The organism is Pseudomonas sp. B14-6, from assembly GCF_013260315.1.
GTDB classification, from domain to species: Bacteria; Pseudomonadota; Gammaproteobacteria; order Pseudomonadales; family Pseudomonadaceae; genus Aquipseudomonas; species Aquipseudomonas mandelii.
The window spans coordinates 4,658,265-4,681,811 of record NZ_CP053929.1 but is presented as its reverse complement, the minus strand read 5'-3'; the positions used below and the strand labels follow the sequence as shown (position 1 = coordinate 4,681,811).

27 protein-coding genes and 2 pseudogenes are annotated in these 23,547 nt (G+C 58.4%); 17 read left to right on the top strand and 12 right to left on the bottom strand.

What is annotated here, in order from left to right:
- The gene (locus tag HP062_RS21505; protein ID WP_010465742.1) at positions 1-1,221 is read right to left on the bottom strand and encodes a CaiB/BaiF CoA-transferase family protein; all 1,221 of its coding nucleotides are present in this window, start codon (positions 1,219-1,221) and stop codon (positions 1-3) included.
- Positions 1,222-1,234: 13 nt separating this feature from the next.
- Positions 1,235-2,416, bottom strand: coding sequence for an acyl-CoA dehydrogenase (locus tag HP062_RS21500; protein WP_010465741.1), 1,182 nt, complete (start codon positions 2,414-2,416; stop codon positions 1,235-1,237).
- A gap of 157 nt (positions 2,417-2,573) precedes the next feature.
- On the opposite strand from HP062_RS21500, the gene HP062_RS21495 reads away from it, so the two are divergent.
- The 11 genes and pseudogenes from HP062_RS21495 (at position 2,574) to HP062_RS21445 (ending at position 12,673) form a co-directional block, all read left to right on the top strand.
- The gene (locus HP062_RS21495) at positions 2,574-3,473 is read left to right on the top strand and encodes a LysR family transcriptional regulator (protein ID WP_010465740.1); all 900 of its coding nucleotides are present in this window, start codon (positions 2,574-2,576) and stop codon (positions 3,471-3,473) included.
- A gap of 435 nt (positions 3,474-3,908) precedes the next feature.
- On the top strand, positions 3,909-5,030 hold the full coding sequence (locus HP062_RS21490; protein WP_010465739.1) for a Re/Si-specific NAD(P)(+) transhydrogenase subunit alpha: 1,122 nt from the start codon (positions 3,909-3,911) through the stop codon (positions 5,028-5,030).
- A 15-nt stretch (positions 5,031-5,045) separates the two neighbouring features.
- Positions 5,046-5,365 (top strand): annotated as a pseudogene (locus tag HP062_RS21485) (NAD(P) transhydrogenase subunit alpha).
- Positions 5,365-6,801 carry an NAD(P)(+) transhydrogenase (Re/Si-specific) subunit beta gene (locus tag HP062_RS21480; protein ID WP_010465736.1) on the top strand — a complete coding sequence of 479 codons (1,437 nt, stop codon included), beginning with the start codon at positions 5,365-5,367 and terminating at the stop codon, positions 6,799-6,801. Before HP062_RS21485 ends, HP062_RS21480 begins: the two are co-directional and overlap by 1 nt.
- A 180-nt stretch (positions 6,802-6,981) precedes the next feature.
- Positions 6,982-8,475, top strand: a complete 1,494-nt coding sequence (locus HP062_RS21475) for an acetyl-CoA hydrolase/transferase family protein (protein ID WP_172791988.1) — start codon at positions 6,982-6,984, stop codon at positions 8,473-8,475.
- A 382-nt stretch (positions 8,476-8,857) separates the two neighbouring features.
- Complete coding sequence (locus HP062_RS21470) at positions 8,858-9,010, top strand: DUF1127 domain-containing protein (protein WP_370694728.1); 153 nt, start codon at positions 8,858-8,860, stop codon at positions 9,008-9,010.
- A 260-nt stretch (positions 9,011-9,270) separates the two neighbouring features.
- On the top strand, positions 9,271-9,480 hold the full coding sequence (locus HP062_RS21465) for a DUF1127 domain-containing protein (RefSeq protein WP_010465731.1): 210 nt from the start codon (positions 9,271-9,273) through the stop codon (positions 9,478-9,480).
- Positions 9,481-9,624: 144 nt separating this feature from the next.
- Positions 9,625-9,942, top strand: coding sequence for a DUF2388 domain-containing protein (locus tag HP062_RS21460; protein WP_010465729.1), 318 nt, complete (start codon positions 9,625-9,627; stop codon positions 9,940-9,942).
- A 106-nt stretch (positions 9,943-10,048) separates the two neighbouring features.
- Positions 10,049-10,366: a DUF2388 domain-containing protein gene (locus tag HP062_RS21455; RefSeq protein WP_010465727.1), complete on the top strand. Its 318-nt coding sequence runs from the start codon at positions 10,049-10,051 to the stop codon at positions 10,364-10,366.
- A gap of 28 nt (positions 10,367-10,394) precedes the next feature.
- Positions 10,395-10,715 (top strand): DUF2388 domain-containing protein, encoded by a 321-nt coding sequence (locus tag HP062_RS21450; protein WP_010465724.1) that lies wholly within the window; start codon positions 10,395-10,397, stop codon positions 10,713-10,715.
- On the top strand, positions 10,712-12,673 hold the full coding sequence (locus HP062_RS21445) for a DUF4105 domain-containing protein (protein WP_172791987.1): 1,962 nt from the start codon (positions 10,712-10,714) through the stop codon (positions 12,671-12,673). The genes HP062_RS21450 and HP062_RS21445 overlap by 4 nt, the downstream gene beginning before the upstream one ends.
- A gap of 54 nt (positions 12,674-12,727) precedes the next feature.
- On the opposite strand, the gene HP062_RS21440 is transcribed toward HP062_RS21445, so the two are convergent.
- From HP062_RS21440 to trpB, 3 genes are all read right to left on the bottom strand, one after another.
- Positions 12,728-13,183, bottom strand: coding sequence for an anti-virulence regulator CigR family protein (locus tag HP062_RS21440; RefSeq protein WP_083375334.1), 456 nt, complete (start codon positions 13,181-13,183; stop codon positions 12,728-12,730).
- Positions 13,184-13,304: 121 nt separating this feature from the next.
- Positions 13,305-14,117, bottom strand: coding sequence for a tryptophan synthase subunit alpha (gene trpA, locus HP062_RS21435; RefSeq protein WP_010465718.1), 813 nt, complete (start codon positions 14,115-14,117; stop codon positions 13,305-13,307).
- A complete protein-coding gene (trpB, locus tag HP062_RS21430) occupies positions 14,117-15,337 on the bottom strand; it encodes a tryptophan synthase subunit beta (protein ID WP_010465716.1) in 1,221 nt (406 codons plus the stop codon). Before trpB ends, trpA begins: the two co-directional genes overlap by 1 nt.
- 112 nt (positions 15,338-15,449) lie before the next feature.
- Between trpB and HP062_RS21425 the strand changes: the two genes are divergently transcribed.
- Positions 15,450-16,367: a LysR family transcriptional regulator gene (locus HP062_RS21425; RefSeq protein ID WP_010465714.1), complete on the top strand. Its 918-nt coding sequence runs from the start codon at positions 15,450-15,452 to the stop codon at positions 16,365-16,367.
- On the opposite strand, the gene HP062_RS21420 is transcribed toward HP062_RS21425, so the two are convergent.
- The gene (locus tag HP062_RS21420; protein WP_010465712.1) at positions 16,340-16,666 is read right to left on the bottom strand and encodes a YqjD family protein; all 327 of its coding nucleotides are present in this window, start codon (positions 16,664-16,666) and stop codon (positions 16,340-16,342) included. The genes HP062_RS21425 and HP062_RS21420 overlap by 28 nt on opposite strands.
- Positions 16,667-16,822: 156 nt before the next feature.
- Between HP062_RS21420 and HP062_RS21415 the strand changes: the two genes are divergently transcribed.
- Positions 16,823-17,038 (top strand): dodecin, encoded by a 216-nt coding sequence (locus HP062_RS21415; RefSeq protein WP_010465710.1) that lies wholly within the window; start codon positions 16,823-16,825, stop codon positions 17,036-17,038.
- Between the two features lie 123 nt (positions 17,039-17,161).
- Positions 17,162-17,386, top strand: a complete 225-nt coding sequence (locus tag HP062_RS21410) for a DUF1161 domain-containing protein (protein ID WP_010465708.1) — start codon at positions 17,162-17,164, stop codon at positions 17,384-17,386.
- 64 nt (positions 17,387-17,450) lie between these two features.
- Here the strand turns inward: HP062_RS21410 and HP062_RS21405 are convergent, their stop codons facing one another.
- Positions 17,451-18,452, bottom strand: coding sequence for an LLM class flavin-dependent oxidoreductase (locus HP062_RS21405; RefSeq protein WP_010465706.1), 1,002 nt, complete (start codon positions 18,450-18,452; stop codon positions 17,451-17,453).
- A gap of 242 nt (positions 18,453-18,694) precedes the next feature.
- Between HP062_RS21405 and HP062_RS21400 the strand changes: the two genes are divergently transcribed.
- Positions 18,695-19,126: an OsmC family protein gene (locus tag HP062_RS21400; RefSeq protein WP_008152515.1), complete on the top strand. Its 432-nt coding sequence runs from the start codon at positions 18,695-18,697 to the stop codon at positions 19,124-19,126.
- Positions 19,127-19,319: 193 nt separating this feature from the next.
- Positions 19,320-19,553, top strand: coding sequence for a DUF1161 domain-containing protein (locus HP062_RS21395; RefSeq protein ID WP_010465702.1), 234 nt, complete (start codon positions 19,320-19,322; stop codon positions 19,551-19,553).
- Positions 19,554-19,559: 6 nt separating this feature from the next.
- On the opposite strand, the gene HP062_RS21390 is transcribed toward HP062_RS21395, so the two are convergent.
- Both HP062_RS21390 and HP062_RS21385 read right to left on the bottom strand, forming a co-directional pair.
- The gene (locus HP062_RS21390) at positions 19,560-19,982 is read right to left on the bottom strand and encodes a hypothetical protein (RefSeq protein WP_145306378.1); all 423 of its coding nucleotides are present in this window, start codon (positions 19,980-19,982) and stop codon (positions 19,560-19,562) included.
- A 40-nt stretch (positions 19,983-20,022) separates the two neighbouring features.
- Complete coding sequence (locus HP062_RS21385; RefSeq protein WP_077748817.1) at positions 20,023-20,445, bottom strand: hypothetical protein; 423 nt, start codon at positions 20,443-20,445, stop codon at positions 20,023-20,025.
- Positions 20,446-20,505: 60 nt separating this feature from the next.
- Between HP062_RS21385 and HP062_RS21380 the strand changes: the two genes are divergently transcribed.
- A complete protein-coding gene (locus HP062_RS21380; protein WP_172791986.1) occupies positions 20,506-21,582 on the top strand; it encodes an aminopeptidase in 1,077 nt (358 codons plus the stop codon).
- 102 nt (positions 21,583-21,684) lie between these two features.
- On the opposite strand, the pseudogene HP062_RS21375 reads toward HP062_RS21380, so the two are convergent.
- From HP062_RS21375 to HP062_RS21365, 3 genes and pseudogenes are all read right to left on the bottom strand, one after another.
- Positions 21,685-22,143 (bottom strand): annotated as a pseudogene (locus HP062_RS21375) (transposase).
- Positions 22,144-22,318: 175 nt separating this feature from the next.
- Positions 22,319-22,969 (bottom strand): HAD family hydrolase, encoded by a 651-nt coding sequence (locus tag HP062_RS21370; protein ID WP_145306384.1) that lies wholly within the window; start codon positions 22,967-22,969, stop codon positions 22,319-22,321.
- Between the two features lie 26 nt (positions 22,970-22,995).
- A complete protein-coding gene (locus HP062_RS21365) occupies positions 22,996-23,541 on the bottom strand; it encodes a gamma carbonic anhydrase family protein (protein ID WP_010465689.1) in 546 nt (181 codons plus the stop codon).
- Between the last annotated feature and the right edge of the window lie 6 nt (positions 23,542-23,547).

The window sequence follows — 23,547 nt, the reverse complement described above, 5'->3', positions numbered from 1 at the left end:
TCAGAGGACCCCCGCCACTTTGAAAGCGGCGACCGTTTCTGCATCCAGACCCAACACCCGCTGCAGAACCTCCAGCGTGTGCTCGCCCAATAACGGAGGCGCATTACGATACTCCACCGGCGTTTCCGACAGGCGAATGGGGCTCGCCACCTGCGGCACCATGCCTGCTAGCACATGGGGTAGCTCGATCGCCAAACCACGCGCCTTGACCTGAGGATCAGCAAACATCTGAGCCAAGTCATTAATAGGTCCGCATGGCACACCCGCCTGCTCCAGCTGTAACACCCACTCAGCGGTGGTCTTGAAGACAGTCGCCTGACGGATCAGCGGGATCAACACCGCGCGATTCGCCACCCGCAGCTTGTTGGTCGCGAAGCGTGGGTCATCCGCCCACTGAGGCTGCCCAGCCACCTCCGCAAACTTGCGGAACTGCCCGTCATTACCCACAGTGAGAATGAAGTCTCCATCCGCCGTAGGAAAATCCTGATAGGGCACGATGTTCGGATGTGCATTACCCAGGCGCTTGGGCGCATTACCCGTAGTCAGATAGTTCATCGCCTGGTTGGCCAGGCACGCAACCTGAACATCCAGCAACGCCATATCGATATGCTGACCACCACCGTCATGTTCCCTATGGGCCAACGCGGCAAGGATCGCTACCGTCGAATAGAGCCCCGTCAGGATGTCTGTCAGCGCCACACCGACTTTCACCGGCCCTGCGCCCTCATCTCCCTCAGGTCGACCGGTCAGGCTCATCAGCCCGCCCAGACCCTGGATCATGAAGTCATAACCCGCGCGCTTGGCGTAAGGCCCGGTTTGACCAAACCCGGTAATCGAGCAATAAATCAGATTCGGATTGATGGCTTTAAGCGACTCATAGTCCAACCCATAAGCCGCCAGGCCACCGACCTTGAAGTTCTCGATCAGGATGTCCGACTTGGCTGCCAGCTCACGCACCAGCTTTTGCCCTTCTGGACGCGTGAAATCGATGGTCACCGATTGCTTGTTGCGATTGGCCGACAAGTAATAGGCGGCCTCGCTGGTGTTCTCGCCATAGGCGTCTTTCAGGAAGGGCGGTCCCCAGGCACGCGTATCGTCGCCATTGCCCGGACGCTCAACCTTAATCACTTCGGCGCCAAGGTCGGCAAGGATCTGCCCGGCCCAAGGCCCGGCCAGCACCCGCGATAAATCCAGTACCCGTAGATGCGAAAGCGCGCCCATGGACGTTCTCCTATTAATAGAACGCCTGGATGCCGGTTTGCGCGCGACCGAGGATCAGTGCGTGGACGTCGTGCGTACCTTCATAGGTATTCACCACTTCCAGGTTGACCAGGTGGCGAGCAACACCGAATTCATCGGAAATGCCGTTACCGCCCAACATGTCACGCGCCATACGCGCGATGTCCAGGGACTTGCCGCAGGAGTTGCGCTTCATCATCGAGGTGATCTCGACTGCCGCCGTGCCTTCATCCTTCATACGACCCAGACGCAGGCAGCCTTGCAGTGCCAGGGTGATCTCGGTCTGCATGTCGGCAAGCTTCTTCTGGATCAGCTGAGTGGCGGCCAACGGGCGACCGAACTGCTGACGATCCAGGGTGTACTGGCGAGCGGTGTGCCAGCAGAACTCGGCAGCGCCCAAAGCGCCCCAGGAAATGCCGTAGCGCGCGGAGTTGAGGCAAGTAAAAGGGCCTTTCAAACCGCGGACGTCAGGAAAAATGTTCTCTTCAGGAACAAACACGTTGTCCATGACGATCTCGCCGGTGATTGATGCACGCAAGCCAACCTTGCCATGGATCGCCGGAGCACTCAGGCCTTTCCAGCCTTTTTCCAGAACAAAGCCACGGATGTCGCCCGCATCATCCTTACCCCAAACCACGAACACATCGGCAATCGGACTGTTGGTGATCCACATCTTGCTGCCGGTCAGGCTGTAGCCGCCTTCCACTTTGCGTGCACGAGTAATCATCGCACCCGGGTCGGAACCATGGTTAGGCTCTGTCAGACCGAAGCAGCCAATCCACTCGCCCGAGGCCAGTTTCGGCAGGTACTTCTGCTTTTGGGCTTCAGTGCCGAACTCATTGATCGGCACCATGACCAGCGAGGACTGCACACTCATCATCGAGCGGTAGCCGGAGTCGACACGCTCAACTTCACGAGCAATCAGCCCGTAGCTGACGTAGTTCAGACCGCTGCCGCCGTACTGCTCGGGAATGGTCGCACCCAACAGGCCCACTTCGCCCATCTCGCGGAAGATCGCCGGATCGGTCTTTTCATGACGGAAAGCTTCAAGCACGCGCGGTGCGAGCTTCTGCTGAGCGAATTGCTCAGCAGTGTCGCGGATCATGCGCTCTTCTTCGGTGAGCTGTTGATCCAGCAGCAGGGGATCGATCCAGTTGAAGCTAGCTTTACCGCCCATGAGTGTGTCCTCTCGAATCGGGTCAAATAACGTGGACTGATCCTAGGCCTGGTCCGGCATTACGGCAAACGAGGATTTTGCATACTGTTGTGCTAATTTCTCACTCCGTAACTTCGCGAAATAGCCTTTATGCGATGTATTAGTGAGGTTGGAGTACATGCGCCGGAAAATCCCTAGCACCACCGCCCTGATCAGCTTTGAAGCGGCAGCGCGCCACGAGAGCTTTACCAAAGCGGCGCAGGAGCTTTCGCTCACTCAAGGCGCCATTTGCCGACAGATCGCCAGCCTCGAGGAGTTCCTCAGCGTAGAACTTTTCCGACGCTCGCGGCGCGGAGTGAAGCTGACGGAAGCCGGACTTTCCTACAGCCGCCGCGTAGCAACCCAGCTTGACGCGGTCGAGCGGGACACCTTGTCCGTGATGGGGCAACAAGGCGCCAATGTGATCGAGCTGGCCGTCGTACCGACTTTTGGCACCCAATGGCTGCTGCCACGGCTCAAAGACTTCCAGCACAAACACCCGGAAGTGACGGTCAACCTCACCAACCGCACACGCCCCTTCCTGTTCGCCGATACCGACTTCGATGCCGCGATTTACTTTGGTGATGCGGATTGGTCGGGTACCGAATCCCACAGGCTAATGGGCGAAAATCCGATGCCTGTGTGCAGCCCTACGCTACTGGGCAAAAAAGCCAATCTGACACCCGATGAAATCGCCGAAATGCCCCTGCTGCAACAGACCACGCGCCCTTATGCCTGGCGCCAGTGGTTCAACTCTCAGCACCTGAATGTGCCACGGGACATGACAGGACCGCGCTACGAGCTATTCTCCATGCTTGCCCAAGCGGCGATGCACGACATGGGGATCGCGCTGATTCCGCCATTCCTGATTCAACGCGAACTGACGGAGAAGCGCCTGGTGATAGCCAACACTCAGGCGCTGTCGAGCATCAAGGCCTATTATCTGATGATTCCGGAGCGAAAGGTCGAATCGGCGTCTCTACGGGCATTTCGCGATTGGCTGGTCACCCAAGCACAAAGCTACAGCCTAGAAGGGTAAAGGCCTACCGGCGTTAGCTGACCCCGTAGTCAACAAAACCAAAGCCCTACAGATATACGTTTTTGTCGCATATTCGCAGACTGTACCGACAAGCAGTACAAACGTCCCACAAGTGCCTGCCGACGTGGCTTTGAGCCTCCATTCACCAGCAATGACGCCTCATTCACCGTGCCGATGTGTAAATTCTTGAAATTCGGCCAAAATCCTTACAAGGCACGGCCTGCAAGGGATTGAGGAGGTCGGTTGCGACATTCGGTCACGGGGTGACTTGTAGTTAATTTTCCGTCACCCGTCATAATCCCTTGAAGGGCACAAAGTTCGCCTGCAAAATGCCGCGCCCCGCCCAGATTTGGCGGGATCGTGCTGATCGGCCGCCCCAGCCGCACCATCCGAAGTGCCTGGGTTTACTCAATAAGATCACGCAGGAGATTTGACGTGCACATTGGTGTTCCTCTCGAAACCCAGACGGGTGAAACGCGGGTTGCTGCAACCCCGGAAACCATCAAGAAGCTGATCGGCCAAGGTCATAAGGTCACTGTGCAAAGCGGCGCCGGCATTAACGCCAGCGTTGTCGACAGTGCTTATGAAGCGGCAGGCGCAACCATTGGCAGCGCCAACGACGCGTTTGGTGCCGAGCTGATTCTCAAGGTGGTCGCCCCCAGCGACAGCGAGCTGACGCTGATTAAAAGCGGCACCGTTGTGGTCGGCATGCTCAACCCGTTCAGCAATGAAACCATTGCCAAGCTGGCCGAGTGCGGCATTACCGCGTTCGCGCTGGAAGCGGCTCCGCGCACCTCCCGCGCTCAAAGCCTGGATGTGCTGTCCTCCCAAGCGAACATCGCCGGCTATAAAGCCGTGTTGCTGGCCGCTCACCACTACCCGCGCTTCATGCCGATGCTGATGACGGCTGCGGGCACCGTGAAAGCGGCGCGCGTGCTGATTCTGGGCGCCGGCGTTGCAGGTTTGCAGGCGATCGCCACGGCGAAACGCCTGGGGGCAGTGATCGAAGCGTCCGACGTGCGCCCTGCAGTTAAAGAGCAGATCGAATCCCTCGGCGCCAAGTTCGTCGACGTACCGTATGAAACCGATGAAGAGCGCGAATGCGCTGTCGGTGTCGGCGGTTACGCCCGGCCAATGCCCGCCAGCTGGATGCAGCGTCAGGCCCTGGCCGTGCACGAACGCGCCAAGCAGGCTGACATCGTCATCACCACCGCACTGATCCCGGGCCGCAAGGCGCCGACGCTGTTGAGCGCGGAAACCGTGGCGCAGATGAAGCCAGGCTCGGTGGTCATCGACCTCGCCGCAGCCCAGGGCGGCAACTGCCCGCTCACCGTGGCCGACCAGGTCGTGGTCGAGAATGGCGTGACCATTTGCGGCCCGACCAATCTGGCGGGCGCGGTCGCGGCAGACGCTTCGGCCCTGTACGCACGCAACCTGCTGGACTTCCTGAAGCTGGTCTTCAACAAAGAAGGCCAGTTCGAGATCAACCTCGAAGACGACATCGTCGCCGCGTGCCTGATGTGCCGCGACGGCCAAGTCATCCGCAAAAACGCCTAAGCAGGGATTCAGACGATGGAAGAGCTTATCTCCCCCGGTATCTACAACCTGATCATCTTCGTGCTGGCGATTTATGTCGGTTATCACGTGGTCTGGAACGTAACGCCCGCATTGCACACCCCCTGATGGCAGTCACCAACGCCATCTCGGCGATTGTCATCGTCGGCGCCATGCTGGCCGCCGCGTTGACCGTGACGCCACTGGGCAAAACCATGGGCACCCTCGCCGTGGCGCTGGCCGCGGTAAACGTGTTCGGTGGTTTCCTGGTCACCCGCAGAATGCTTGAGATGTTCAAGAAAAAAGCCCCGAAAGTAAAAGAAGAGGCGCCCAAGTAATGAGCATGAACCTCGTAACGACGCTGTACTTGATTGCGTCCATCTGCTTCATCCAGGCGCTCAAAGGCCTGTCGCACCCGACCACGTCGCGCCGTGGCAACCTGTTCGGCATGCTCGGCATGGGCCTGGCGATTCTCACTACCGTAGGCCTCATCTATAAGCTGGGCGCTGAGCTGGCCACCGCCGGTATCGGTTACGTCATCGTCGGATTGCTGGTCGGCGGCACTGCCGGCTCGATCATGGCCAAGCGCGTTGAAATGACCAAGATGCCGGAACTGGTCGCTTTCATGCACAGCATGATCGGTATGGCTGCGGTGTTTATTGCGATCGCGGCGGTCGTTGAGCCGCAATCGTTGGGCATCGTCAAACAGCTCGGTGATGCGATTCCGGCGGGCAACCGTCTGGAACTGTTCCTGGGTGCGGCCATCGGTGCAATCACCTTCTCCGGCTCTGTGATCGCTTTCGGCAAGCTGTCGGGCAAGTACAAGTTTCGCCTGTTTCAGGGCGCACCGGTACAGTTTGGTGGCCAGCACAAGCTGAACCTGTTGCTGGGCCTGGCCACTCTGGCGCTGGGCATCACCTTCATGCTGACCGGCAACCTCAGTGCCTTCGCGTTGATGCTGGCCCTGGCCTTCGTCCTGGGTGTGCTGATCATCATCCCGATCGGCGGGGCCGACATGCCGGTGGTGGTGTCGATGCTTAACAGCTACTCCGGCTGGGCAGCCGCGGGGATCGGCTTCTCGCTGAACAACTCGATGCTGATCATCGCCGGTTCGCTGGTGGGTTCGTCCGGTGCGATCCTCTCGTACATCATGTGCAAGGCGATGAACCGCTCCTTCTTTAATGTACTGCTCGGTGGTTTCGGCAATACGGCAGACGCGGCTGGCCCGGCCGGTTCGAAAGAAGCCCGCCCGGTTAAATCCGGTTCGGCTGACGACGCGACCTTCCTGCTGACCAACGCCGACACCGTGATCATCGTTCCGGGTTACGGCCTGGCGGTCGCTCGGGCGCAACATGCGCTTAAAGAGTTGACCGAGAAGCTGACCCATCGCGGTGTGACCGTGAAGTACGCGATCCACCCGGTTGCCGGTCGCATGCCTGGCCACATGAACGTGCTGCTGGCCGAGGCCGAAGTGCCTTACGACCAGGTGTTCGAGATGGAAGACATCAACTCCGAGTTCGGTCAGGCCGACGTAGTGCTGGTGCTCGGCGCCAACGACGTGGTCAACCCGGCCGCGAAGAACGACCCGAAATCGCCGATTGCCGGTATGCCGATTCTCGAGGCGTTCAAGGCCAAGACCATCATCGTCAACAAACGCTCGATGGCCAGCGGTTATGCCGGCCTGGACAACGAACTGTTCTACCTCGACAAAACCATGATGGTCTTCGGCGACGCCAAGAAAGTCATCGAAGACATGGTCAAAGCTGTCGAGTAAAACCTGCTCCAACGCAATACCCAAAACCTCAGCCTTTAGTAGGCTGGGGTTTTTTTATTCCCCGTGAAACCCGACCAAAGGCTCTAAATCAGGCCTCTGCATTCGACCATGGTAGCGGGACGGATTTTTTTCAAATCACTAGACTGCACACCTTGCTTCCGTTGCCCGAGATAACCATCCATGTACCGTGATCGTATTCGCTTGCCTTCGTTGTTGGAAAAGGTGATGAGCGCCGCTGACGCTGCCGCTCTGATTCAGGACGGCATGACCGTCGGCATGAGTGGTTTCACTCGCGCTGGCGAAGCCAAAGCCGTCCCCCACGCATTGGCCGAGCGCGCCAAAATCACCCCGCTGAAAATCACGTTGATGACCGGCGCCAGTCTGGGCAATGACCTCGATAAACAGCTCACCGAAGCCGGCGTACTGTCGCGACGCATGCCATTCCAGGTTGATAGCACTTTGCGCAAGGCGATTAACGCCGGCGAAGTGATGTTCATTGACCAGCATCTCTCGGAAACCGTGGAGCAATTGCGCAACCAGCAACTCACGCTGCCGGACATCGCCGTGATTGAGGCCGTGGCGATCACCGAGCAGGGCCATATCGTGCCGACCACCTCGGTTGGCAACTCGGCCAGCTTCGCGATTTTCGCCAAACAGGTGATCGTCGAGATCAACCTCGCGCACAACCCGAATCTCGAAGGTCTACACGACATCTATATCCCGACCTATCGCCCGACTCGCACGCCGATTCCGCTGGTAAAGGTTGACGATCGCATTGGCAGCACCGCCATCCCCATCCCGCCGGAAAAGATTGTCGCGATCGTGATCACCAACCAGTCCGACTCGCCCTCCACTGTCCTGCCGCCGGACGTCGACACCCAAGCCATTGCCGATCACCTGATCGACTTCTTCAAGCAAGAAGTGGCTGCCGGGCGCATGACCAACAAGCTCGGCCCATTGCAGGCCGGTATCGGCAACATCGCCAACTCGGTAATGTGCGGCCTGATCGACTCGCCATTCGAAGACCTGACCATGTATTCCGAGGTGCTGCAGGACTCGACCTTCGACCTGATCGACGCCGGCAAGCTGAGTTTTGCGTCAGGTAGCTCGATCACCCTGTCGAGCCGGCGCAACGCCGACGTCTTCGGCAACCTCGAGCGCTATAAGGACAAACTGGTCCTGCGGCCACAGGAAATCTCGAACCACCCGGAAGTCGTGCGGCGCCTGGGCATCATCGGCATCAACACCGCTCTGGAGTTCGACCTGTACGGCAACGTCAACTCTACCCATGTCTGCGGCACACGCATGATGAATGGCATCGGCGGCTCCGGGGACTTTGCGCGCAACGCGCACCTGGCAATCTTCGTGACCAAATCCATCGCCAAGGGTGGCGCGATCTCCAGCGTGGTGCCGATGGTCAGCCACGTCGACCATACCGAGCATGACGTCGACATCCTGGTGACGGAGATTGGCCTGGCCGACCTGCGTGGCCTGGCACCACGGGAGCGAGCACGGGTGATCATCGACAACTGTGTGCACCCGGACTATCGCCAGGCGCTGGATGACTACTTTACGTCGGCCTGCGCATTGGGCGGGCACACCCCGCATATCCTGCGCGATGCCCTGCGCTGGCACATCAACCTGGAAGAAACCGGACGAATGCTGGCGGTCTGATTCAGCAAAAAAACAGCTGACGCAAACACAGTTGCGTCAGCTGGCTTTGGCCACACTAGATTCTGTTTAAAACTGTACTGCTGTACTGGTCATTTCCTACCGTATTTGCCTACCCATTCAAGCGAAAACATCAAAATCGCACCAATATAGTGCCGACAGGTACAGTTGCCTCAATTTCGACCAGTACACCCCCTATTAACAGTTAACTGGTCCCTCACAATACAGGTGAACTGTATCTACAGAGACTAGCCAAACGAGAGGATCATTGGCATCAGTTAAACCACTACCTAATCCCGCCACAAGCGGAAGGATGTCAACCATGGAACGTACACTCAGTTCCGAACTGTTCTTCGAAGATACCGCTGCAAAAACCCAGGCTTCCATGCCTCTTCGCGTTATTGCCAACCTGATGCTGTGGCAGCGCCGCATCTCCAGCCGCCATCAACTGGCTCGTCTGGATTCGCGTCTGCTGGCTGATGCCGGGATTAGCGAAGCACAACGCTACGAAGAGCTGAGCAAGCCGTTCTGGCGCTAAGTTAGCGTCGCTGGCTCTGACCCACCGGGTCCACCGCCAGCACTCCAAATTGAAAAAACAAAGCCCGTCGTGGGAAACCACGACGGGCTTTGTCGTTTTCGGCCCTAGTCGGCGGCCGTACAAAAGGGTTAGCCGACAATGAGTACAGTTTTAATATTTATCATATTGCACCAGTACAATTTTACGACAGTGTATCTGTAGGCCCAGTGTCGCTGCGCTCAACATGAAGTCCTGACTCTCCGGCAAAAGGACTTCGCGCCATGGATAACTTACTGAATGTTTCTGCCCCCGCACTTCTAAAGAAGCCTCGACTCCACAGACTTAAACGATTGCTGCAGTCGCTCGCCGCCGCCCTTGAGAGAGCCAGAACCCGGCGTTTGCTGGGCCAGCTCAATGATCAGCAACTCTCGGACCTAGGCATCAGCCACGCGGATCGGATTAATGAATTGGATAAACCGTTCTGGCGCTAGGCCGCTGCTTTAACAGAAGGGACTGTTCGAACCGATAAAAGCAGGCCTAATATCAAGCCAGAACGTGGCGAGCGCTGTTCGACAGGCGTCTGACTCAACAGCTACCTCAACACCTCTCAATCGGTTATCCAAAGGAGTTACACCATGTCCCGTCTTCGTCTGCTCAGCGCTGCAGCCCTGCTTGCCGTGGCTGCCAATTCCCACGCGACCAGCTTTATCGTGACCACGGATGCCGTCGTAGGCGCACTTAAGTCCAGTTCCGATGCAACCTCCGATGTCACTTCCTCCTTTCGCGATGACAAGATCGTGCGCGCTGCCCGTGACGACGCCGCCAGCTTCGTCGCCAGCGAAGGCGCCATTCGTGGCGTGAAACTGGAAAGCGCACTTGACCACATCCGCCACCAGGCTCCTCAGCTAAACGCCACTGATGCACAGCTGGCACAGGCCATCCTGACGATCTAAGCAACGCTGTCACATGGGACACGCCTGTCGTGTCCCAATGTTTCGGCACTGGCTCTAGCCCGGGGATTGCGCTAGCCTTTGGACTCGCTTTCGACAAACGAGTCTCATGCGTCTTCTTTCAAAGCAGCTTTTCATTTCAGTATTTCTCGCGGCCTGCTGGTCGGCCCCGACCTATGCCTTCGACGCGTTCAACTTGTCGACCCAAGGCATCGTCGTCACGGGTTACGCCACCAGCATGGTGACCGCCGCCCCCTTCGACCGTAAGCTGCTGATCGCCGCACACGATGACGCTGCGGCGTTCATTGCCAGTGACGGCCAACTACGCGGAGCGCAACTGGAATCCGCGTTGATTTACTTGCGCCGCAGCCAGCCAAAACTTCATGCAAGCGACCTTGAACTGGCGCAGGCAATTCTCGTCCAATAGTTATCCTTTGTCCTTGCGGAGTCGTTCCATGCGTAGCCCTCTGATTGCTGTTGCCCTTGGCCTGCTTTTATTGGCCGATGTGACCCAGGCGCACACCTTGGTTGCCACCAGCAACATCCTCATCAATGCCACCCAACGCACACTTGATTTCACTTCCGATACCACGACGTCCATTCGCGACTCGAAAATTATTCGCGAAGCCCACGATGATGCCGCGAGTTTCGTCGCCAGCGATGGGGATATTCGTGGTGCGCATCTGGAGGCCGCCTTCAGTACATTGCGCACCCGTGTGCCGGAAGCCCGGGACGCCAGTGATCAGGTGCTCGCCGAAGCCATCCTCGCGCTGTGAGGTCGCCAAACGCCTGGCTGCTGGCCGGGCTGATGTTGCTGCTGTGCAACACGGCCCAGGCTGGCTTGCAATTACGACTCAAGACCGAGGGTCTGAGCCCTGAACAACAGCAAGCCAGTCAGGCGTTGCTCGATGAAGCCATGCAGGCCTTGCCGCCACGTTTTATCGAAAAACTGGACCGGCGCATTGATGTTGGCTGGACCGACGACATGCCGAGCAATGCCTATGGCCAGGCTTCGCTGGTGTCCGAACTCGACCTGAACCGCAACCTGCTCGCCAGCCTCACGGACGGCAGCGCTGCCACCAAAAAAACCTATCGCCCCCACGGCACCGTCCGCCGCGAAATGCTCGCAACGGTGTTGCATGAACTCACCCATATTTACGACCGTTCGCGCCTGTGGCCGGACGCGGGACGTACGCTGATCCAGCGCTGTACCCGGCGCAACAACAGTTCCGGCCTGATCGGCATCCCGGATGAATGCCGTGGTCAATCCGACCGCCGCTTTACCCTGAGCGATGATCCGCGCTTGCTCGACCTGGCCGGCTGGCCGCAATACGTCGGTCGCCGTGGCGAGCGCGAGCAGCACAACCGGCAGATCGCCCGCAGCCCGGACATCTACGAAACGAGCAGTCCCAAAGAGTTTGTCGCGGTCAACATGGAGTATTTCCTAATCGACCCGAGCTATGCCTGCCGTCGCCCCGCGCTGTATCGCTACTACAAAGAACATTTCGGCTGGGCTCCCGCCGCCAAGGACCCGTGCAGCAAATCCTTTGCCTTCCTCAATGCCGGCAACGACTTTGCTAAACAACCGCTGGGCCAAGTCGATCCGGAACGGGTGTACGCCGTCGACTATCTGCTGGCCGAAGCCAACCAGAACTGGGTCAGTCGCTGGGGGCACAGCATGTTGCGCCTGGTGATCTGCGCGCCGGGTCGGCCTCGCGGGCCAGATTGCCGACTGGATCTCGACCAGCACCTGGTCTTGTCCTACCGCGCCTTCGTCGGCGACGTGCAGCTCTCGAGCTGGGATGGGCTGGTGGGTAAATACCCCTCGCGCCTGTTTGTACTGCCGTTGGCCCAAGTGATCGACGAATACACCAAGACTGAACTGCGCAGCCTGGCCTCGGTACCGCTGAACCTGACGCGCAACGAAATTGAAGACGTGGTGGAACACGCCGCCGAGATGCATTGGAGTTACGACGGCAATTATTATTTCCTCTCCAACAACTGCGCGGTGGAAGGCTTGAAGTTGCTGCGCAGCGGCAGCAACAACGCGAAACTGGTCGGGCTCGACAGCATCATGCCCAACGGCTTGCTGGAAGTGATGAAGGGCCGCGGACTGGCGAATACCAGCGTGCTGGATGACCCACGCGAAGCGTTGCGCCTGGGTTACCGCTTCGACTCCTTCCGTGATCGTTACCAAGCGATGTTCGAAGTGCTGAAAAAGCACTTGCCGATCAAGCAGGAAAAAGTCGAAGACTGGCTGGCATTAAAAGCTGACGAGCGCCGGCAATGGTTTGAGCAGGCTGACTTGCGCACCAGCGCGGCATTGCTGTTGCTGGAGCAGGCAAGCTTCCGTCAACAACTGGTGCTGGCCCAGGATGAAGTTAAACAGCGTTATCTGGGCGCACGGGAATTGAAGAACGGCGGTATGGACAAGGCAAACGAGACCTTGCAGCAAATTCTCGCTAATAGCGGCTTCCTCAGTCGTCCCGCAGAGCTGCTCGGCACCGGCGGTTACGGATTGCCTCAACCGAATGAATGGCAGCGCCTGGAATCGGAAAGCAACCTGCGGCAGAAGCAGCTTCAGCTGCTGACCGGCGATCTGGACAAGGAAGTCAGAGCGCTGCTCGAACCAGGCCGGGCAGCGGAGATGGCCGCCAATGAAGCCAACCTGAAACTGGTTGGCGAACATTTGCGCAAATTGCATAAAGCAGCAGGCGGGCTGGAGTTGCCATAAGCAAGAAGGCGTCGTGGATGATCCATGACGCCTTCTTTTTGCCTGCACGTTAAATCAAAGCACCCCTTCCAGAATTTCATAGACGATCCCGGTGCCCACGGCGATCAGCACAATGTCGCCCCCTGCACGGCGCCATTCGTAGCCCGGGTAATGCGGCAGCCGCCCCAAGGCACGATTATCCAGACGCTCACCGTAATAGCCGTGAGGCAATGGTCGACCACGCACCAGATGAACACCTGGAGGAGGTGGTGCCCCGCGTACAAAATAGCCGTGGTTATCGTGAATAGTCTGGCGCACCGGGCCGAAGTCCCGTGGCGGAGGGCCGCCGCGATGATTGTCCTGCGGGCCACGGTGGTCATCGCCATGGTTGTCACCACGGTTATCGTAATGGCCCTGCGGCGGGCCGCCGCGGTCGTGATCGTCGCGCTGATCGGCGCTCGCATGCAGCAGCGGCGTGGCACTGAGCATCAGCACGCCCAGGCTGGCAATCAGACGTTTCGGCATTTTCATCAGGTCTTTCCTCACTGCACACACAGCAAAAAGGGCTTCAGAACGTAGTCCTGAAGCCCTCGGTCTTGCTGTTTAGTCTGTGCCGCGAGGCTCTAATTCCTCTGTATCAGGAACTTTACCTTCAGCTGACGCGGGCCTTACGCACGCCTTCAGCCAACGCCGAGCAAAGGCTCAGCACGCCATCAACCGCCTGCGCCGGCGTTGAGGCATTGGCGATGTGGTCGATCAATGCCGACCCTACCACCACACCATCGGCCAGACGCGCGATGGATGCCGCTTGCTCCGGTGTGCGAATGCCGAAACCGATACTGATCGGCAGGTCGGTGTGGCGACGCAGACGAGCAACCGCTTCTTCAACGTGTTCCAGCGTCGCCGCGCCCGCCCCGGTCACACCGGCAACCGACACGTAGTAGACGAAGCCAGAGCTGCCGTTCAGAACGGTCGGCAGGCGCACATCGTCGGTTGTCGGCGTGGTCAGGCGGATGAAATCCAGTCCGGCGGCCTGCGCCGGCTCGCACAGCTCACCGTTATGCTCCGGCGGCAGGTCGACCACGATCAAACCATCAACACCGGCCTCCTTGGCGTCGGCGATGAAGCGCGGCACGCCGTACATGTGGATCGGGTTGAAATACCCCATCAGCACCAGCGGCGTCTCGGTATTGCCTTCACGGAACTCGCGAACCATTTGCAGGGTTTTCGCCAGGTTCTGCTTGGCGCCAAGGGCGCGGATGTTGGCCAACTGGATGGCCGGGCCATCGGCCATTGGATCGGTGAAAGGCATGCCCAACTCGATCACATCGGCACCCGCACCGGGCAAGCCTTTGAGGATCGCCAGGGACGTGTCATAGCTCGGGTCGCCAGCGGTGACGAAGGTCACCAGGGCGGCGCGATTCTGTTCCTTGAGTTCGGCAAAGCGCGTTTGCAGGCGGCTCATCAGTGTTTCTCCTGCTTCGATTGTTCCATGTGGTGCATCACGGTTTGCATGTCTTTGTCGCCACGACCGGACAGGTTGACCACCATCAGGTGATCTTTGGGCAGGGTCGGTGCGCGCTTGAACACTTCGGCCAAGGCGTGGGCGCTTTCCAGTGCAGGAATAATCCCTTCCAGGCGGCAGCATTTGTGGAACGCATCGAGGGCTTCGTCGTCGGTCACCGAGGTGTACTGAACGCGGCCGATGTCATGCAACCAAGCGTGTTCCGGGCCGATGCCTGGATAGTCGAGGCCGGCCGAGATCGAGTGGGCGTCGATGATCTGGCCATCGTCGTCCTGCAACAGGAAAGTACGGTTGCCGTGCAGCACACCCGGAACACCGCCGTTCAGGCTGGCGGCATGCTTACCGGTTTCAATGCCGTAACCGGCGGCTTCCACGCCAATGATTTCGACGCTTTTGTCATCGAGGAACGGGTGAAACAGGCCCATGGCGTTGGAACCGCCACCGATGCACGCCACCAGGCTGTCCGGCAGACGACCTTCCTGGGCTTGCAGTTGAGTACGGGTTTCTTTGCCGATAACAGACTGGAAGTCGCGAACCATCGCTGGATAAGGGTGCGGACCGGCCACGGTGCCGATGAGGTAGAAGGTGCTGTCGACATTGGTCACCCAGTCACGCAACGCTTCGTTCATCGCGTCTTTCAGGGTGCCAGTCCCGGCGACCACCGGGATCACTTCGGCGCCCAGCAGCTTCATGCGGAACACGTTGGCCTGCTGACGTTCGATGTCGGTGGTGCCCATGTAGATCACGCAATCCAGGCCGAAACGTGCAGCCACGGTCGCCGTCGCCACGCCGTGCATGCCGGCGCCGGTCTCGGCAATGATGCGTTTCTTGCCCATGCGCCGCGCCAGCAGGATCTGGCCGATGCAGTTGTTGATCTTGTGCGCGCCGGTGTGGTTCAGCTCTTCGCGTTTCAGATAAATCTTTGCGCCGCCGCAGAATTCGGTCAGGCGTTCGGCGTAGTACAGCGGGCTTGGACGTCCGACGTAGTCCCGTTGGAAGTAGGCCAATTCTTCTTTGAATGCTGGATCTTCCTTGGCCAATTCGTATTCACGGGCCAGGTCGAGCACCAACGGCATCAAGGTTTCAGCGACGTAACGGCCGCCGAACGAGCCAAACAGGCCGTTGGCGTCGGGGCCGTTGCGCAGATTAGTCTGGGTCATGGGTCGCTCCAGTGGGATTCGTGAGATGACAATGACGGTCACTCTACCCCTGACGTCCCAGCCTGAAAACCGATAAGATCGCCACAACCTGTCAGGAAAACTCACAGATCCCATGAGCCACGACCTTCCCCCGCTCAACGCCCTTCGCGCCTTTGAAGCCACGGCACGGCTGAACAGCGTCAGTCAGGCTGCCGAACAGCTGCACGTCACTCATGGCGCGGTCAGCCGACAACTCAAGGTGCTCGAAGAACACCTCGGTGTGAGCCTGTTCATCAAGGATGGACGCGGCCTGAAACTCACAGATGCCGGCGTGCGTTTGCGCGATGCCAGCGGTGAGGCCTTTGAACGTCTACGCACGGTTTGCGCAGAGCTGACCCAAAGCACCGCTGACGCTCCATTTGTTTTGGGTTGCTCGGGCAGTTTGTTGGCGCGCTGGTTTATTCCACGCCTGGGACGACTGAATGCGGACTTGCCCGACCTGCGCCTGCACCTGTCGGCCGGGGAAGGCGATCTCGATCCGCGACGGCCGGGGCTCGATGCCCTGCTGGTGTTTGCCGAGCCGCCATGGCCGGCGGACATGCAAGTCTATGAGTTGGCCAGCGAACGAATTGGCCCGGTAATGAGTCCGCGTTTCGCGGGTTATGAAAGGCTGCAAGCTGCGCAGGCCACAGCGTTATTGAACGAACCCTTGCTGCACACCACCTCGCGCCCACAGGCTTGGCCGAGCTGGGCACAGCAAAGTGGCCTCGACGCCAAGGCGTTGAAGTACGGTCAAAGTTTCGAGCATTTGTATTATTTGCTGGAAGCAGCCGTAGCGGGGCTGGGGGTGGCGATTGCGCCTGAGCCGCTGGTGGCTGAGGACTTGAAGGCCGGTCGCCTGGTTGCGCCCTGGGGATTCAGTGAAACCCCGGCGCAACTGGCCTTGTGGCTACCCAAGCGCGCCGCGGACGGGCGCGCTCGACAGTTGGCGCAGTGGCTCAAGGCCGAGCTGCACCAAACCGATCAGTCGCCGCGCTTGAACAGCAGATAAGCCGCAAGCAGACCCAGTGCGCCGACAGCGACGCCCGCAGTAGTCCAAGGGTGTTCCTGGGCGTAGTCCCGAGTGGCAATCCCGGTTTCGCGGGTTTTGACTTTGACTTCTTCATACGCATCGCTGAGCAGATGGCGCGAATGTTTCAGCGCGTTCTCGGCGTTGCCTTTCAGCGCTTTGAGGGTTTTACGCGACTCGTCCGAGGCGTCGTCTTTCAGATTTTCCAAAGATTTCAGCAGACTCTCGATCTCGGCTTCCATGCTTTGCAATGAGGCTTTACGTAAAGAGGTGTTGGCCATGGTGGCTCTCCTTCATTGATGATGAGTAGCGTGTGTTGGTTGGGACTTCAAGGGTTCGAGAAAGTGCAGTAAATCTGAACTTCTGCATGGTATTAGCCGACAGAAGTAATACGAAAAATCACTGCTAGGCTGTATTTCACACCCAAGGAGAACGCCATGACTGACCATCACACCTACAAGAAAGTCGAATTGGTTGGCTCGTCCACCAGCAGCATTGAGGACGCCATCAATAACGCGCTGGCCGAAGCCAATAAGAGCATCAAGCACCTGGAATGGTTTGAAGTGACCGAAACCCGCGGGCACATCAAGGATGGCAAGGCCGCTCACTTTCAGGTGACGCTCAAAGTCGGGTTCCGGATTGCCAGCAGCTGAGTTTGAGCTAGTCTCCTGAACTTGCGCGCTGGCCGAATGCCATAGGGAAATGGCAAAGCGCTACATGAGTGCCTCCGGCTGATGGCTGGATGCTCCCTTTGATCCGACCAGGGAATGCGACAGATGAAGTATTTTATTTTAGCGGTAGGTTTGTTGAGCCTTGCAGGAACAGCCTTTGCTGACGGCAAATCGTGCGAAGAGCTGAAAGCCGAAATCGCAGCAAAACTGGATGTCAAGGGCGTTGCCGGCTATTCACTGGAAATCGTCGATAAAGGCGCTGAGGCCGGCGGAACAGTCGTCGGTACCTGTGAAAAGGGCACCAAGGCAATCGTCTACAAGAAAGACTGATGTCCCTTACAAATCAAAAAGCCGACGCAATGCGTCGGCTTTTTTGTGTGGCGGCGTCGGCGCCTCAGCCCTTCATGACCTGCGCCAGCAGCTCATAGGAATGCACCCGATCCGCATGTTCGTAAAGGTCGCAGGTGAAAATCAGCTCGTCCGCCTGAGTCTGCTCGATCAGCACTTCAAGCTTGGCGCGGATCTTCTGCGGGCTGCCCACCATCGCCAGCCCGAGGAAATCGCCGACGGCTTCTTTCTCATGTGGCAGCCACAGGCCATCCATGGTTTTCACCGGCGGACGCTGCACCAGGCTTTGGCCACGCATCAACGCCAGGATGCGCTGATAGACCGATGTCGCCAGGTAATCCGCCTGCTCGTCAGTGTCAGCGGCGACCAGCGGCACACCGAGCATCACATACGGCTTATCCAGCACCGCCGAAGGCTTGAAGTGATTACGGTAGACGCGAATCGCCTCGTGCATGAAACGCGGTGCGAAATGCGAGGCGAAGGCGTAGGGCAAACCGCGCTCACCGGCCAGTTGTGCACTGAACAGGCTGGAGCCCAGCAACCAGACAGGGACATTGGTGCCGGTGCCCGGCATGGCGATGATTCGCTGGTCAGGCGTGCGTGGGCCGAGATATCGCATCAGCTCCGTAACATCTTCCGGAAACTCGTCGGCGCTGCCGGAACGTTCGCGACGCAGGGCGCGTGCAGTCATTTGATCGGAACCAGGGGCGCGCCCCAAACCCAGATCTATCCGGCCTGGATACAGGCTTTCGAGTGTGCCGAATTGCTCCGCGATCACCAGCGGCGCGTGGTTGGGCAGCATCACGCCGCCGGAGCCGACACGAATGGTCGACGTGCCACCGGCCAGGTAGCCGAGCAATACCGAGGTCGCGGAACTGGCGATGCCGTCCATGTTGTGGTGTTCGGCGACCCAGAAGCGGGTATAGCCTAATTTTTCGACATGCTGCGCCAGGTCCAGGGAATTACGCAGCGACTGGGCCGCGCTGCCGTTCTCGCGCACGGGCACCAGATCAAGGGTCGAAAACTTGATATCGGACAGTCGTTTCATAAGCCTGCTTCTCCAATGGTGGGCGCAGGTTTTTCTTGCGAACGAAAACCTGCCGAATCTATAAGCGTGCTTCATGCAATGAGGGCATATACCCGAGATTCAATAGCCAGGCCAAAAAATCCTACGAAAGCAGTAGGACTTTATGAGATGAGGTGAACTTTGCACAACCGTCTACCCTCAGAACCCTAGCAACCGAAAACCACGAAGGTGCGACGCTCGCACCGGATCTTGAGGAGGCAGACATGGCTATTACGAAGAAAGCATCGGCTCATTGGGAAGGCGATCTGAAAACCGGCATCGGCTCGATCTCTACTGAAACCGGTGTACTCAGAGAAGCGCCCTACGGCTTCAAGGCTCGTTTCGAAGGCGGCAAAGGCACCAATCCGGAAGAGCTGATCGGCGCGGCGCATGCGGGATGTTTCTCGATGGCGTTTTCGATGATCCTGGGTGATGCCGGGCTCAAGGCTGACAGCATCGATACCAATGCTGAAGTGACCCTGGATCAAGTCGACGGTGGTTTTGCGATCACTGCGGTGAAATTGATCCTCAAGGCGAAAATCCCCGGGGCGACTCAGGCGCAGTTCGAGGAGCTGAGCAACAAGGCCAAAGAAGGCTGCCCGGTGTCCAAAGTGCTGAATGCGAAAATCAGCCTGGATGCGACGTTGGTCAGCTGATGATCAGGCGCTGAATGTACTGACGCCTTCGCGACCCGACCCGCTCGCGAAGGCGAACTTGTAAACAACACAATTCCAACGATAAAGCTGCGCTTTGTGAGCGGTGTCAGAACTCGCTTTGCAAAACTGTGGTCGAATAAATGACAGCCGCTCAAGCGCAAAAACTGCGCGCGGCCTCAAGGGAGCTTCAACCATGAAACGTTTTGCCTTGGCGATTATCGGTTGCACGCTGGCCACTTCGGCCCTGGCGGCACCGAAATCCTGTGAAGAACTCAAGGCCGAGATCGAGGCCAAGATCCAGGCCAATAACGTCTCGTCCTACACCCTGGAAATCGTCACCAATGACGAAGTCCACGATCAGAACATGGTCGTCGGCAGCTGTGAAAACGGCACAAAGAAAATCATCTACCAGAAAAACGACCGCTGATTCACCTCACGGGACGCAATAGGTCTGCCGATCTTCAGCGACGATCTCCCGCTTTGCATTGAACAATCGGGCGCTTGGGGTGAAGGCGATCGAACGGCCTTCCAGCACATAACGCTGGCCGGCTTCGAAATGATCGTAGTTGACGGTCAGGTAGCACAGCCGTTCCGTGGGGGTGTTCATCATGTTCATGCCCCCACCACCGGGCACCTCAAAGTCGAACCTGACGACCAGCTCATGGCTGCCGGGCGTCACCTGGAAAAAACGCCCGTCACGCAATCGCTGTTTGTCCAGTCGCTCTGCCATCAGCAACCTGTCGTTGGGGAATGGCGTCGAGAAGTCGATCCAGGCCATCTGCGGATTTACCGCCGGTAACGGACTCTGGCAGCCGGCAACCACGCCTGCCGCGAGCAACAGCATCAATCTGCGCATGATGAATGTCCCAAAGGATGGTCATTCAGCATAGCGCCGATCAGCTGCTTTGGCAGCCAGCCGGCGTGCCTTGGCCAATCACTTTTCGTTGCTGGTCATAGAGCTTTGCCCACGGCCGGAAGCCGATATTCCCCGCTTGCAGCTGATATCGCTCACCGGCATTGAAGTCGTTGAATTTCACGTTTAACTGGCAGTCACGCCACAGCGGCTCGGCGTCGGGGCCGATGTTGGTGGGCTGGACCGCAAACTGGTAGCGCACCGTCAGCTCATGACGGCCCGGATGCACCTCGAAATATCGCTTGTCGGTAGAGGCTTTGTCATCGACTTCCAGCGCTTGCAGGGCGGTGTCTTCTTGCTGTGAGTCCAGTTCGATCCATGCTTGCGACGGATCATGGTGAGGTAAACCGAAACCAGCACAGCCGGTCAGCATCAACAAGCCTCCCGTCAGCATCAATTTGCGCATAGCGGAGCTCCAGTCGGGCGGGATAGTCTTGCGGGCAGACTCTCCAGGGATGATTTTATTTTGATCAGGCCGCTTCCAAGCCTTGGGTTACTTGATCGCGTTTTGCGGATTTTGTTTCCGGGTATGTTGCTTTTATTCCTCAGCGGCTGCGCCAGCGTCAGCTATTACAGCCAGTTGGCCAGCGGTCAGCTGCAATTGCTGCGGGCCAGGGAGCCGGTGGCCCAGGTGCTTGCCGATCCGTCTCGCGATCCGATGCTGCGTGCGCACCTGACCCAGTCGCAAAAGGCCCGGACATTCGCCAGCCAACAGCTGCATCTGCCGGATAACCAGAGCTACCGTCTGTACGCCGACATTGGCCGGCCGTTCGTGGTCTGGAACGTCTTTGCCACGCCGGAATTTTCCCTGACAGCACAAAACCATTGCTTCCCTATCGCCGGTTGCGTCGCCTATCGCGGTTACTACAGCCAGAGTGCTGCCCGCGGCGAAGCGGCCTTGCAACGCCTGAAAGGTATGGACGTGTCCATTGGCGGCGTCGAGGCCTATTCGACGCTCGGCTGGTTCAACGATCCGATTCTCAGCTCAATGATGGGTTGGGGCGACGAGCGGCTGGCAACGCTGATCTTCCACGAGCTCGCGCACCAGCGCTTTTATGTGAAGGACGACACCGAGTTCAACGAGTCCTTCGCCACCTTCGTCGAGCAGGAAGGCACCCGGCAATGGCGGGCATCACGCGGTCTGGCAGCGGACAATGGCGCGCAGGCGCAGCATCGAGACCAATTTATTCAATTGGTTCTGGATACGCGCACGCGGCTTGAAAATCTCTACGCCCTGCCACTGCCCGCCGACCAGATGCGCCAACGCAAAGCGGCGGAATTCGAACGTCTGCGCCATGACTATCGACAGCTGCGCGACAGCCAATGGGCCGGGAATAAACGCTATGACGCGTGGATCAAAGCGCCAATGAACAACGCCCGGTTGTTGCCATTTGGATTATATGACCAATGGGTGCCGGCGTTTGCGGCGCTGTTCAGGCAGGAGGGTGGGGACTGGCTGAAGTTTTATGCCGCCGTCGAGCAGCTTGGTGCGTTGCCAGTGGTTGAGCGCAAGGTAGCGCTGAAGGCATTGACGGGGTCATAAAATCTGGTGGCTGGGCGGGCCTCTTCGCGGGCAAGCCTCGCTCCTACGGGATCTATGTTGCTTTTGTAGGAGCGAGGCTTGCCCGCGAAGGCGTTTTCAACCTCACAACCAGATCGCGTCCCATAGCGGATAATCCCCTACCCTCTCGACCAAGCCAGCTCGCAACGGATTGGCGACGATGTAGCGAGCAACTGCCTGTAGATCTTCTTCCTTACGAATGGCGCGATCGTGATAACCATGTTGCCAAACCGGACCTTGGCGTCCTGCCGAGCGATTAAGCGTTACTGCGATGCGTGATTTGGTTCGAGCCATCAAACTGGGTAACTGAATATTCTATAACTCGATCAGCCAATGGAAATGATCGGGCATGACGACCCAGGCCAGTGACGTCGCAAACCCTTCCTGCTCAGCAGTTTTCAGGGCATCGACTACCAGTCGCCCACTCTTGAAGTCATGGAATAACGGTTGCCGGTTCAAAACGACGGCTGTCAGGAGGTAAATCTGTCCGGGCTCCGAATATCGGCCGGTGCGCAATCGATGAGCATGTTTTAGCTCTGTCATTAATGATCCTCCTTGATCGTGACCTCAGACTTTGAGCCTAGGACGATTAGAAGGGACTTGGGTGGTAACTGTTGCACAGGATGTGGCTGGGCGGGCCTCTTCGCGGGCAAGCCTCGCTCCTACGGGATCTATGTTGCTTTTGTAGGAGCGAGGCTTGCCCGCGAAGGCGTACTGATCAACGCCGCAAAAACGCCTGATGCATCTCTTCCAGCGTCTCAAAGTGATAGGCCGGTGCTTCTGCGCTCAATTCTTCCCGGCTGCCAAACCCATAACCGACCGCCACCGCATCCAGCCCATTGCTGCGCGCGCCGATCAGGTCGTGTTTGCGGTCGCCGATCATCAGAGTGTTGGCCGGGTCCAGGCCTTCTTCGGCCATCAGGTGGGCAATCAACTCGACTTTGTTGGTGCGTGTCCCGTCCAGTTCGCTACCGTAAATCACCTTGAAGTGCCTGGCGAAGTCAAAGTGCCGGGCGATTTCCCGGGCGAACACCCACGGCTTTGAGGTTGCGATGAACAACTGTCGCCCTTGCCCGCCGAGGGTTTCCAGCAGCGGTGTGACGCCGTCGAACACACGGTTCTCGTACAGGCCTGTGACCTTGAAGCGTTCGCGGTAGAAATTCACCGCTTCCCAGGCCTTGGGCTCGTCGAAGTCGTAGAACTGCATGAACGCCTGCAACAACGGCGGGCCGATGAAGTGTTCGAGCTTGGTCAGGTCGGGTTCATCGATCCCCAGTTTGCTCAGGGCGAACTGGATCGAACGGGTGATGCCCTCGCGCGGATCGGTCAGGGTCCCATCGAGATCAAACAAAACGGTTTGGTAATGCATGTTGAATCCTGAATAAGGGCGCAGGGTCAGAGCTGGTCGTAGCCTTCAGCCAGATGCAAATTCTTGAGCTTCACGTAGTTCGCCGCGCTGTAGGTGAAAAAGGCATTTTCCTTGTCCGTCAGCGGGCGGATTTGTTTCACCGGGCTGCCCACATACAGGAAGCCGCTTTCCAGACGCTTGCCCGGCGGCACCAGACTGCCGGCGCCGACAATCACATCGTCCTCGATCACCGCACCATCCATGACGATGCTACCCATGCCGATCAGAATCCGGTTGCCGACACTGCAGCCATGCAGCATGACCTTATGGGCAATGGTCACGTCGTCTCCGATCAAGCAGGGAAAGCCATCGGGATTGAACGGCCCGGCATGCGTGATGTGCAGCACGCAGCCATCCTGAACGCTGGTGCGCGCACCGATACGGATGCGGTGCATGTCGCCACGGATCACCGTCAGCGGCCAGACAGAGCTGTCTTCGCCGATTTCAACGTCGCCGATCACCACCGCCGAGCCGTCGACAAAAGCGCCTTTACCCAGTAGCGGCGTGTGGTTCTGATACTTGCGAAGGGTCACGATAGG